12 protein-coding genes are annotated in these 12888 nt (G+C 43.4%); 10 read left to right on the plus strand and 2 right to left on the minus strand.

The genetic code is table 11. From position 1 onward, the window contains the following. Positions 1-79 precede the first annotated feature (79 nt). The 5 genes from DQ356_RS02870 (at position 80) to DQ356_RS02890 (ending at position 6294) form a co-directional block, all read left to right on the plus strand. Positions 80-622, plus strand: coding sequence for a hypothetical protein (locus DQ356_RS02870; RefSeq protein ID WP_126723225.1), 543 nt, complete (start codon positions 80-82; stop codon positions 620-622). A gap of 59 nt (positions 623-681) precedes the next feature. Further along, on the plus strand, positions 682-1488 hold the full coding sequence (locus tag DQ356_RS02875) for a fimbrial biogenesis chaperone (protein WP_114302959.1): 807 nt from the start codon (positions 682-684) through the stop codon (positions 1486-1488). After that, a complete protein-coding gene (locus DQ356_RS02880) occupies positions 1481-2497 on the plus strand; it encodes a hypothetical protein (protein WP_114302960.1) in 1017 nt (338 codons plus the stop codon). Before DQ356_RS02875 ends, DQ356_RS02880 begins: the two co-directional genes overlap by 8 nt. A 7-nt stretch (positions 2498-2504) precedes the next feature. Further along, the gene (locus tag DQ356_RS02885; RefSeq protein WP_126723226.1) at positions 2505-5282 is read left to right on the plus strand and encodes a COG1470 family protein; all 2778 of its coding nucleotides are present in this window, start codon (positions 2505-2507) and stop codon (positions 5280-5282) included. Positions 5283-5451: 169 nt separating this feature from the next. Continuing rightward, a complete protein-coding gene (locus DQ356_RS02890; protein WP_114302962.1) occupies positions 5452-6294 on the plus strand; it encodes a helix-turn-helix domain-containing protein in 843 nt (280 codons plus the stop codon). A gap of 139 nt (positions 6295-6433) precedes the next feature. On the opposite strand, the gene prfB is transcribed toward DQ356_RS02890, so the two are convergent. Both prfB and DQ356_RS02900 read right to left on the minus strand, forming a co-directional pair. Then, entirely contained in the window at positions 6434-7546 is a 1113-nt protein-coding gene (prfB, locus tag DQ356_RS02895; protein ID WP_114302963.1) for a peptide chain release factor 2, read from the minus strand. 227 nt (positions 7547-7773) lie between these two features. Next, the gene (locus DQ356_RS02900) at positions 7774-8073 is read right to left on the minus strand and encodes a hypothetical protein (RefSeq protein ID WP_114302964.1); all 300 of its coding nucleotides are present in this window, start codon (positions 8071-8073) and stop codon (positions 7774-7776) included. 42 nt (positions 8074-8115) lie between these two features. Here DQ356_RS02900 and DQ356_RS11400 point away from each other — a divergent pair, with 42 nt between their 5' ends. The 5 genes from DQ356_RS11400 (at position 8116) to DQ356_RS02920 (ending at position 12783) form a co-directional block, all read left to right on the plus strand. After that, positions 8116-8241, plus strand: coding sequence for a hypothetical protein (locus DQ356_RS11400; RefSeq protein WP_262510889.1), 126 nt, complete (start codon positions 8116-8118; stop codon positions 8239-8241). A 188-nt stretch (positions 8242-8429) separates the two neighbouring features. Further along, entirely contained in the window at positions 8430-9986 is a 1557-nt protein-coding gene (locus tag DQ356_RS02905; protein ID WP_114302965.1) for a sodium:solute symporter, read from the plus strand. Positions 9987-10156: 170 nt separating this feature from the next. Then, entirely contained in the window at positions 10157-11008 is an 852-nt protein-coding gene (locus tag DQ356_RS02910; protein WP_114302966.1) for a transketolase, read from the plus strand. 17 nt (positions 11009-11025) lie between these two features. Then, positions 11026-11973 (plus strand): transketolase family protein, encoded by a 948-nt coding sequence (locus DQ356_RS02915; RefSeq protein ID WP_114302967.1) that lies wholly within the window; start codon positions 11026-11028, stop codon positions 11971-11973. A gap of 240 nt (positions 11974-12213) precedes the next feature. After that, positions 12214-12783 (plus strand): hypothetical protein, encoded by a 570-nt coding sequence (locus tag DQ356_RS02920; RefSeq protein WP_114302968.1) that lies wholly within the window; start codon positions 12214-12216, stop codon positions 12781-12783. Positions 12784-12888: the final 105 nt, after the last annotated feature.

A 12888-nucleotide genomic window follows, 5' to 3' on the forward strand; every position in this document is an offset into this window, starting at 1 on the left:
CATAGTTGTATGTGAAAAACTTTGCTATCTTTATCTCAACACAAATGAAGGAGAAAAAATAACGTAAAAAGTTCATGTTATGGAAAAGTTATTCATCTCTATATGTACTGTCGTATTTGCAAACATCGTAATGCAGGCTCAACAGCAAACCACCGTTAATATACGGTTATATCCCATTCAGACTCTGGTGGTGAACGGGAATCAGAAAAATGTCAACTTGGATTATCATACCAAGGCAGATTATGCTAATGGCGTAAGCGTGGAGCAAAAGGACCATCTCCAGATCTACAGCACAGGCGGATTCAGCGTCCACGTACGTTCTGAAAGCCCGACTCTCACTAGCCAACAGGCTCTGGTGACGGAAAGCATTGCTGCTTCAGACCTGACCATCACTGCCAAAAGCGGAGACTCAAACCCTCTGTCCGACGCAGTGTACAGCACCGCAGGACTGTCAACCTCTCCCGAGAAAATCATCGAGAGCAGCACCGGCGGCATCAACAGAACAGTGACCGTAGAATACAAAGCCCAGGGAAACCTGGATGCCTATATCAATAAGCACATGACACCGGGAGAAGCAACGGTATACAGTGCCGAAGTTATTTATGAAATCGTTGCCCAATAGCGCCTGCTTTCAGGTAAGGAAGCAGGCGGGAAGGGCATCAATCTTGCTAAGAACACACAATGAAAATAAAATCTCTTTTTCTGCTTACCCTGCTCTCTTCCCTTTTTTCTACGCTGTCGGCGCAAACCGGTATTTCGGTGAGCCCGCCCAGAAGCTACTATACAGGTACTGCCGGACAAAGCACCACCAATACCATTCTGGTTACCAATCCCAGCGCTACCCACACGCTGGAAATGACGGTAACCCTGAACGACTGGAAATATGATACACAGGGAAGCAATGTGATTCAGGAACCCGGCACCCTGCCCACTTCTATGGCCAGCTGGATTTCCATCCGGCCACAGTCTTACTTCAGTCTGGCACCGGGAGAATCCCGCGAAATAGAACTCGTGGTCACACCACCGGCAGGAAAGGAATCTTCTGATGTACCCGTGCATACCGCTCTCGTCTATTTTACACAGACCAACCCTATTGACTCTTTTAACGAAAGTGGCGCCTTGGTAAAAGTGAGTGTGAGAACTGGGGTAAAAGTTTATCACCGGCAACCTTCCGCTCCCGCTCCGGATATTGACTTTTATGATTTTGCTTATAATAAAAAAGCCAAACAATTGAAACTGGGCATGGTGAATCAGGGAAATACCTGGACCGACGGAACGGTGGTCACAGACCTGGTGCGTCAGGACGACGGTACGCGGATTAAAATGGAAAATGTCGTTGTCTACACGCTGCCTGGCGACCGTCGGGAAGTCGTGCTGCCACTGCCGGAAAAACTAAAGCCGGGTAAATACATTGCCTCTTCCACCTTCACCTACGAAGGGGATCAGGAACTGATCAAAGTAGCCGAACTGACTTTCACTCATGAATAAATTTCTCTTTGCTGTACTTGCAATTTTGATAGGAGGTGTCGGGGCGGCACAGACCACTATTGGACCCTACAATACAGGCTGGCTCCCGGTAAACAGCTACAGTGGTGCCACATCAAACAACTTGATTTTTATCCCTTTTCACATCAACAGCAATCAGGGAAGCCAGATGAAAAGATGGTCATTGACTTTCAGGGTCGCCAATCCCATAGTGAATAGTGAAGGCAAAGTATTCCCGGCGGAAAAGCTTAGTTTTAAACTGGCCTCGATTACCGGCAGTCAGGCGAATGAAGACGGTAAACTTCCCTCAATAGCCAATTTGCAACCGCTTACCAATAAAATTCCTTATCAATTCTCCAATTCATTTCTGGTCAACAACTCACCTTACAGTCTTCAGATGAAACAGTATTTCAATATGAATATGCAGTATGACGTTGCTGTAGAAGGCGGAGCTTATCTGGACACTTATAAATCCTGGCAGAACTATACCGTGAACCTGGTGATAGAACTCTGGAATTCAAAAATGGAAACAATGGACAGCAAAACCGTGTCATTTCAGATGCAGGTATACCCCTCGGGAGTACCACCCCAGCCGGTTCAGAACAGTATTATCATTGACGGCGCTGCCAAAAATGTACTTTTGGAATTTAAAACTCCGGCGGATTATGCCAACGGGGTCAGCAAAACGTTATCCCGTGCGGTATCGGTAACCTCTTCTACGGGTTATAGCGTCACAGTACAATCCATGTATCAGAATCTGACCACCAGCAGCAACCAACAACTTCCCGTGAACCTCATCCGAATGATCTCCCGGGATCACAGCACGCAGGCCGTTACCGGAAACGTTGTACTATCCACCGCTTCCCAATCGGTAGCCAACAGCAACACTGCTGCTACCGAACCCCGTTTTTTTGATCTCACGTATGCCACTCAGGGCGGAGAAAACAGCTTTTTCAACAGGTCTTACGAACAGTATTCAGGAACCTTAATTTTCAGCCTCATTCCTCAATAATCACCCATTGTTGAAACCGTTATTTTCATTTTTATTGTTCTTCAGTCTTTTCAGCCCCGGCCTGATTCTTCAGGGACAGGAAGCCCCGGTGCAGATTTCTGTGGATTCAACAGTGAGCGGCCGGAATAATACGATGCTGGATCTCATGGTCACTGTACACAATACCTCTGCTACTGAACGCGATATATCACTTTTGATCAACGGAGATTCCGGGCTGAGAATCATCAATGACTCCCGCAGCCTGTCTCTGGATGCGGGTGAAAAAGCGTTTCTTCCAGTGAAAATATTCATCGGAAAAGAACTGCCTGCCGGGAAAAGTCTGATCCGCTACACCGTGCTCGAAGGCAATACACCGGTAGCCCGGTCTGAAACCCTGCTCACCATGGACGTGCGCCGGGAACTCCGCCTGGGCGCTGTAGAACCTCAGGTAATGATTTTCCGTGAAGGGGATTCACTGAAGCTGTCCGCACAGATTTTCAATAATGGCAATACCACCGAAGAAACACAGCTTATTGCGCAGTTTCCGAATATCTATGGCCGTGCGATTACGCTGAACAGAAAAGTAACCATGGAACCTTTTTCCAGCCAAACGGTCACCTTCAGCACTGTGGTTGACCGTGAGCTGCTGAATATTGAAGTTTTTACCGTGAATATCGCAGGACTGAACCGGAACCGGGAATTTTTTGGAAATACCATGGTAACGGTACAGAATGCCTCTTCCAACAGAAAATACATTGATCCATCACAGGTTTCTTCCCTACTGAACCGCATTTCTCCCAATCGCCTCCGGTTGAGCACCCGAAATACTATAGAGGGCAGTGAAGCTTCTTATTTGGCTGACGGGCATACCGAATTCTATCTGAAGAATCTGGAAGGCACCTTGAGTTTTAATGCCGTTTATCGCCCTGAGCAGTTTGAACCACTTTATCTGAGCAATACCTGGCTTGATCTGAAAAAAGGAAATACAGCCGTTCGCTTGGGCAACCTGAACACCTCCGGACTGGAGCGGAATCTCTATGGCCGCGGCATCTCCTTCACCGAAACCAACGACGAGGCTAAACCCCGTATTTCGGTAGGTGCCATGGATAAAAGTTATAACCTGGCCGAACCCCTGCAAAATAACCGGGGTTATTCTGCCTTCGGCACGACTGCGTTTCAAATGGGAGAAAAATCTCAGGCAGAGCAGATGGTGGTTTTCGATCGGGAATCTGACCAGCAGCACTTTATTTTCATGAATACCTACCGCTATCGGAACGAACAGAAAACGTCCCTGGATATAAAACTCGGATATGGAAACAGCAGCGCTTTTAATGAAGGAATGCAAAAATCCTCATTGGCGGGAGGTTTGGACCTTCGAACCAGTCTTGGGAACTACCACCTAAACACCAGCGGATTTTACAGCTCCGGATATTATCCGGGACTGCGACGCGGAAACACCTACTTTGACCAGCGGATTTCGCGAAATTTCACGAAACAAAATGTGTGGATGGCTTTCAGCTACAACCGTTACCGTCCGGAATATGTGATTCCGTCATTATTCGGCTCACAACACAGCGAACAGATCAGTATCGAAGGCGGAACCCAGTTTCAGCTCACAAAAAAACTGAGCCTGAATATGAGCCCGAAATGGAGAAAGGAAATGGCCAATACTTTTCTCCCGGGATCTACTGCCCTGCATCCGCTTACGTTCAACAGTCAATTGCTGAACACCACCCTGAACTATTCGCCTCAAAAAAATCATTTCATCCAGTTCTCTTTCCAGCAGGGCTTCTCAGAGTTTGCAGGAATCACCCCCTTAGCGTATATCCACCGTTCTCAGCTGAACTGGACTATCGGAAAATTCTCCGTGAACGGGACTTACCAGAAAGGAAATTTCATGCTGTATGAAGGCCAGTTCGGTAGGGAATTTTTCAGGAATACGGAAAAGTTATCTGCACAAGGCAGCTATCAGTCTGAGTTTCTGAACCAGCGGCTTTCTTTGCAGCTGAACAGCACGTTCAGCTATGACCTGTATTCCGGAACCAATCTCGGAGGCATGATGAACGCTGAATACAAACTGGGCCGGAAAACCCTGTTACAGGCCTCTTTCAATCACATGCGGTATTCGGGACAATATTATAAAGGCGCCTATAGTTTTTATCAGCTCGGGGTACAGCAACTGCTTCCGGAACTTGGAGAAAAAGGAAGTCCGGACAGTGGAACGCTACAAGTGTTTCTATACCGCGACCTGAACAACAACCGGGTGTACGATCCTCTCATCGACGAGCCTGCTTCCGGGATCAGAATCAGCATCAACAATGCACGGTTTATTACCGACGAAAAAGGATATATACAGTACAGGAAAGTTCCTTACGGCAGTTACAGAATCAGGCCGGAAGATAGTCAGTGGTTTGCAGCTCAAACGGTAGCTGAAATAAACCAGAAGAACCAATTGATCACCATTCCACTCGAAAAAGCAGGACTGGTCCGTGGAAAATTCCAATATGAAAGCACCGGCATTCACCAGTTCGACGTCTTTGCCTATTACTCCGGAATCCCGTTAATTTTCCAAGATGCTTTTGGCACCCGCTATACTTTTTACGCCAACGAAAAAGGTGAGTTTCACGGGTATCTTCCTGTAGGCCGGTACGATGTGGAAACCAATGCCGCCGCACTGCAGAAAAATGTATATGCCGTTCCCCACCGCCTGACCATAGACGTGAAGGCAGACGAAACCAACCTCCTGGGAACCATTATGCTGAAGGTTCGTGAAAAGAAGGTAGAAATAAGGAGATTCGGAGAATAATCCAAAGGCTACTTATTATGCAGCACTCTGCAATTCAGTACATTATGTTTCTTCCAAAAGATAATAATAATTGACTATTATTGTGAGATTAACCTGATTAATAAAAAATTAACGATTAATCTTGTCAGAATGACATATTTTTCTTACTTTTATTACACAATACACATGGATGAATAAATTTTTGAGAAATTGGGGGTTTGAGCTGCTTACCCCTCATAAACATATTGATGCAGAAGGAAAAATAACGGCTTTTTGCATCGTGTATACTGCCACAGAACATGTAGAATTGGAAAGTAATGGCAAAACGATGAGCTTGAAACCCGAGACTTTTTTCTTTCTTCCCCAAAACTGCAGCTTCTCTGTCCCTCAGCCTTACGAGTACGCTGTACTCATCTGGTTTACGGGAGAACTTCTCGCCAATCATCCACAGTTGATGTATTACATTAACCACAGTTTGCTTTTTCAGGAAAAAACAGGCACTGCAGTAGACAATCATTTTCTGCCGTATGATGCTTTGCTGAAACAATATGTATCTCCGTTGCTGAACAGAAAAGTAAACCCGATTTTTAAGAAAAACCTGCTCACCAATTTTATTGAGTTTATCATCATCCGTTCATTGCTGGAAAGTGATCCTTTGCTGATAGAAAATACGCAACACCAATATGAAAAAGAGATCGCTTCCAAATTTTGCCATCTGGTGACCCAAAACGGACAGCATGATACCACCGTGGAGGAATATGCAGAGCAGCTGAACATGACCAAAAGATCTTTGGACCGCGCTATACAAACGGTCTACGGATTCAGTGCCAAGAAATTTATTGATGCCAAAATCACCGACATGGCGAAAATCAGGCTTCGCGCCAGTGCCGTTCCGGTGAAAAACATAAGCCATGATCTGGGATTTTCTCAGGAATCAAACTTTACGATCTTCTTTAAGAAACATACCGGGCTCACGCCCTTGCAATACCGCGAATCAAGCAGTGATCTTCCGGAAATGAGCACCGCAAATTAATTTGACGAGAATTCAGATGGTTTCCGTTTTCGCACTCATTCCGTTGGCGTTTTTGGGACAGAAAATTGACATAACTTCGGCAAAGTTGATTCCGTTTTCGGTGACCATTTTGAGGCTTCATTTCACCTTGTTATGATTTTCACAACCCCAGATCATCATCCGACACTGCGGTTCCGTCAGCCATCAGAAACGCTTTCAAAAATGGAGTAATTTCGCCGTTCATCACCGCATCCACATCGGAGGTTTCATACCCTGAACGCACGTCTTTTACCAGCTTATACGGATGCATCACGTAATTCCGGATCTGGCTTCCCCACTCTATTTTCATTTTTCCGGCTTCTATTTCGTTTCGGGCTTTCATCCGCTCTTCCAGCTCCATTTCGTAGAGCCTCGATTTCAACAACTGCATCGCTTTTTCTTTATTCTGTAACTGCGAACGGCTTTCGGAGTTTTCAATAATAATGCCTGTGGGCGCATGACGAAGTCGTACTGCGGTTTCTACTTTGTTCACGTTCTGTCCGCCTGCTCCGGAGGAACGCATGGTTTCAAAACTGATGTCTGCCGGATTGATGTTGATTTCAATGGTATCGTCCACTAAAGGATAAACATACACGGAAACAAAACTGGTGTGGCGCTTGGCATTGCTGTCGAAAGGTGAAATTCTCACCAGTCGGTGCACCCCGTTTTCCCCTTTCAGATATCCGAAAGCAAATTCTCCGTCCACTTCCAGGGTAACGGTTTTTACACCGGCTACATCGCCTTCCTGAAAGTTCAGTTCCCGAAGTTTATAGCCCTGATTTTCTGCCCACATGGTGTACATCCGCATCAGCATTCCTGCCCAGTCGCAGCTTTCGGTTCCGCCTGCTCCCGCGGTAATCTGCAATACGGCTGAAAGTTCATCGCCTTCATTGGAAAGCATATTTTTAAACTCGAGGTTTTCGATTTTTTCTTTCAGTTGTGCGAACAAAGCTTCGGCTTCCTTTTCAGTATCGGGATCTTCTTTGGCAAATTCCAGAAGCACCTGTACATCTTCCATTCCGGTAGCGATTTCTTCATACTCTTCCACCCATTTTTTCTTGGAACGGAGCTGTTTCAGGAAGACTTCTGCTTCTTTAGGATGATCCCAGAATTCGGGAGCTGCGGTTCTCTCGTCATCGTTGGAAATTTCTATTTTCTTTCTTTCGATTTGTAAGAACTTATGCAGGTCAGTAATTCTGGACTGGATTTCTTTCAGTTGGTCGCTGTTTATCATGCTGCAAAAATAAGTTTTTTCTGCGGCAAATGAATCTCACTTTCAAAGCGAAATAAAAGTACTGTTTCTCGTTATTGCGAGTCTTATAATACCGCAGTAGAGCAGTTATCGTTGTTTTAAGTTAATACCAAACTGCTCAGCATAAAAAAACCCCTTCAAAAACTTAAAAGGGATTTCTCGAATTTTATTTTTATGATATTCTAATTACATACAGAACAGTAGTTGGTCTAGCCACAATCTTTGCATACTTTACAGTTGGCTTCATTAAAGTAATCGGCTTCATTGCAACCGTACATTTTGGCAAAATACTCTTGCGCTTTCTGACATTTTTCTGTACCTGCGGAAATAGGTACGGTTTTCTTAGAGCCTATTGCACATGTAAAACTAAAGTCATAACCGGGTTTTTCATTGGTCGTTGTAGAAATTTCTTCTTCTTCATCTTCCAGACCGAAAATATCTTCAAAACAACTAATGGAAATTGTTGAAAAACAGAATAGCAACAAGATGAGATAGATAGTTTTTTTCATGGTGATAATGTTTTAATATTAGTTCGGACAAAAATAGACACGATGAACTGGTTTCTGCAATACCCCAAAAGTGGTATTTTGGGGATTCATTCTCAAATCCGTTATAGTATTTTGTACATGAACAACATTAATTTCCTCCATGCAACTTCTTCTTCCATGAAGCATTAAACTTTGTGGTCTTTATTTTAAAATTTTAAAAAACTCTGTGGTCTTTGCGTGAAAGTGTAATCCCCCCAAAACCCACTGTTCCCAAAATCCTTTCCACATTCAATAAAAATTCCTGCCTGCCAATCTAAAGCATTCACTATTTTTGTGGCCAAAAAAACTATATTTGCTCAACTTAAAATTTCAAAGGAATGAACTCAGCTACAGTGCTGCTCTTTTTTGTGTTCGCGTATTTTATTGGCCTGTTGGTTATTGCCTATATTACGAGCCGCAATTCTGACAATCAGTCGTTTTTTATCGGAAACAAAAAAAGCAAGTGGTGGCTGGTCGCTTTCGGAATGATCGGCACCAGCCTCAGCGGCGTTACCTTCATCTCGGTTCCTGGTACTGTAGGGAAAATAACCGGCGGCGACTACCTTTACGGAGGTTTTGAATATTACATGATGGTGATCGGATTTTTTATCGGGTATTTCATCGTAGCATTTATACTTTTACCGTTGTATTACCGCATGAATCTGACGTCCATTTACACCTATCTGGGAAGAAGATTTAATATAGAAGCCCACAAAATCGGTTCGCTTTTCTTTATTATTTCCAGATCTATCGGTGCTACAGCGAGGTTGTATCTCGTAGTAAATGTGCTTCAGATCTTCCTTTTAGAAAGCCTTGGCGTTCCTTTTTGGGTCACGGCGGCAGTCATTTTGCTGATGGTGCTGCTCTACACTTTTGAGGGCGGCGTGAAAACCATCGTGATTACCGATACCCTGCAGACCTCCTTTATGATCTTAAGTTTGATAGGATGCATCGTGTATATTCTTTCTAACCTGAATCTTTCTGCCGGCGAAGCCTACACGATACTTGCAGATCAGCAGTATACTCATCTCATTAATACCGATATTAATTCCAAAACCTACTTCCTGAAAACCGTTTTGGGAGGGATGTTCATCACCATTGCCATGACCGGCCTCGATCAGGAAATGATGCAGAAAAATATTTCCGTGGACAATCTGAAAAATTCTAAAAAGAACATGCTGACCTTCGCAGTTACCCTTCTTTTTGTGAATCTGGCTTTCCTTTTTCTGGGCGGCCTGCTCTATCTTTTTGCAATGGAAAACGGCGCACAGTACGATACCATCGTGAACATCATCAATGGCCAGGAAACCGTTTCCAATGTGTTCGGATTTAAAGATGCAGCAGGAAATATTAACAATATCATGGGAGACGATCTTTTCCCGGCTCTGTCGCTGCAGGGGTATTTTCCCATGGCGATTTCGGTTATCTTTATTATCGGACTGATTTCCGCTTTGTTTCCATCTGCAGACGGTGCGTTAACAGCCGTAACCAGCTCCTACTGTGTCGATTTGCTGACCCTGAATGATGACACCACCCTCACTGAAAAACAGAAAAAAAAGATCAGAATGAGAATTCATCTTATTTTCACCTTGGTGTTCTTTGCTTTAATCATGATCTTCAAAGCCATCAATGATAAATCCATTGTATATCTCATCATGGAAGTGGCAGGTTATACGTACGGACCTTTATTGGGATTATTTGCATTCGGTATTTTTACCAGATTCCAGATTATGAAAAAAGGCGCGATCCTCGCAGTGACACTCATTGCTCCGGTACTCACTTATGCCATCAATACGATGGTAACTCATTATTCAGACTACAGAATCGGGGTGGAACTTATCATCATCAACGGACTCCTTACCTTCATCGGACTCTGGCTTATCAGGAAAAAATAATTTTCTAGACGTTTTAATCTGAAAAAAGCTCAAATACCCACCAACTCAACCGCGACGAATCATTGCACCAACAGGTTGGCGATAGTGGGAAAATATGCCGATACCCTGAAAGGTTCATTTTCCCAACCCGTATAAAAACCGTAAATTTGCACGCAGATAAATCAAGCAAAATGAGCAAAAGTATTGAAGAGCTGAAATCTCTTACAACCCAAATCAGAAGAGATATTATCCGGATGGTACACGCTGTCAATTCAGGACATCCGGGAGGAAGTCTCGGCTGCACAGAATATTTTACCGCACTGTACGGAAAGGTGATGAACTATTCCTTACCCTTCACCATGGAAGGCAAAAATGAAGACCTTTTCTTTTTATCCAACGGCCATATTTCGCCCGTATTTTATTCCACTCTCGCAAGATTTGGCTTTTTTCCGGTAGATGAACTGAGAACCTTCAGAAAACTGGATTCCAGATTGCAGGGTCATCCTACCACGCACGAAGGTTTGCCTGGAGTCCGTATTGCTTCCGGTTCTTTGGGACAGGGACTTTCTGTTGCAGTAGGAGCTGCTTTGGGAAAGAAAATGGATGGTGACAAAGGCTTGGTATTTTCTCTTCACGGCGACGGAGAATTGCAGGAAGGACAAATCTGGGAAGCCCTGATGTTTGCAGCACACCACAAAGTGGACAATCTGATTTCCACCATCGACTACAACAACCGCCAGATTGACGGAGATGTGGATGATGTGATGAGTCTGGGAGATTTGCATGCGAAACTGGAAGCTTTCGGATGGACGGTCCTCAATGAGAAAAACGGAAACGACCTGGAAGCCGTGATTGCTATTCTGGAGAAAGCCAAAACAGAAACCGGAAACGGAAAACCGATCGCGATTATTCTGAACACCGAAATGGGATTCGGAATTGATTACATGATGGGAACCCACGCATGGCACGGAAAAGCCCCGAATGATGAGCAACTCGCTTTAGGAATCAAACAACTCTATCTGGAAGCTCCTGCTGATTATTAATCTTCAATACCAAAAAAATGAAATTTACCTACACAGAAAAAAAAGATACACGCTCCGGATTTGGTGCCGGCCTTGCAGAACTGGCAGATAAAAACCCGAATGTGGTGGCCCTTTGTGCAGACCTCATCGGTTCTTTGAAAATGGAGAAATTCATCGAAAAAGCACCGGAAAGATTTATTCAGGTGGGAATTGCTGAAGCCAATATGATGGGCATCGCAGCCGGACTTACCATCAACGGCAAAATTCCTTTTACGGGAACGTTTGCGAATTTTTCTACTTCCAGGGTTTATGATCAGATTCGTCAATCCATTGCCTATTCAGGAAAAAATGTGAAGATTTGTGCTTCTCATGCCGGATTAACGTTGGGCGAGGACGGAGCAACGCATCAGGTTCTGGAAGATATCGGAATGATGAAAATGCTTCCGGGAATGGTGGTGATCAACCCATGTGATTACAACCAGACCAAAGCCGCTACCATCGCAATTGCAGAGTACGAAGGCCCGGTGTACCTCAGATTCGGGCGCCCCGCAGTTCCTGTTTTCCTGCCGGAAGACATGCCATTTGAAATCGGAAAAGGAATTCTGCTTCAGGAAGGAACGGATGTGACCATCGTAGCTACAGGACATCTGGTATGGGAATCGTTGGTTGCAGCAGAAGAGCTGGAGAAGGAAGGCATTTCCTGTGAAGTGATTAACATTCACACAATCAAACCGCTGGATGAAGAAATCATTTTAAAATCTGTAGAGAAAACCGGAAAAATTGTGACCGCTGAAGAACACAATTATTTAGGTGGACTGGGAGAATCTGTTGCCGGAATGCTCGCGAGAAAGCGGCCGACTCCACAGGAATTTGTAGCCGTTAACGATACTTTCGGAGAATCTGCTACCCCGGCAGAGCTGATGAAGAAATATAAAATAGACGCCGCTGCCGTGAAAGAAGCGGTACAAAGAATTTTGAAAAGATAAAACCCTTTTAAACACGATATTATAATCACACTTTCAATGGTGTGCAACTTTGCCAAGGTTTAAGACTTTGGCAAAGTTTTTTTCAGTTTGAAATTAAAATATTTTTAAATTTAATTATAATTTAAACATGCTTTCAGGTGTGTTTTTTATATCTTTGAGAAATCAGTTGCTGATTCATAACATTAATCCACGATAAGTCTACCTCGAAAACTGTAAAAAAAATTAAAATTTTATAATTCTATGAAAAGTATCTTTTCTTTCTTATTTTTTTTATCTGTAAGTACAATTTCCTATGCTCAAACCTTTACATTGGAAGAATTGCAAAAGAAATTCAAACCTGAAAATTATTCTGAAAAGGTATTGTTGGAATTCCAAAAATCAATAGAACATTTAGAAGAAAAACCGGACCTTTACGAATATATTCCAGGAGAAATTATAGCTTGGTCATTTATGGATGGTCGATTTCTATTAAATAGTATGTTTCTTATTGAAAATGATTCATTAAAGGAAATTGAAGCCTTGCCAAAAGATGATGCTTTCTTAACAAAATTAAACAGCTATGTCCCTGAAAAATCTAGATTTATATATCGAAGAGAGTTATGGACACTTCCAGCCGTAAAAGAGAAATTAGCTAACAAATCCTACTTAATCAAAGTTAGTGTTAAATCCTACAATCCTCGTCCTTACGAACCCAGTGAAGATATTCTAACCTATAATTTAGAATATGCAACGAAAGACTTTAAGAATTTTCGCTTGCTTAGACTTAAAAATGCTAATTCTGAAAAATGGGTTAAAGTTGGTAAATATTGAATCTTGAGCAAATGTTGAACAACACCCGCGTTCGAGGTCTCATGGTGTGCAACTTTGGCAAAGTTATTTTTAAATTGAATTACAATTTAAACACGCTTTCGGGTG

It is taken from the genome of Chryseobacterium lacus (assembly GCF_003336205.1).
Classification (GTDB): Bacteria; Bacteroidota; Bacteroidia; order Flavobacteriales; family Weeksellaceae; genus Chryseobacterium_A; species Chryseobacterium_A lacus.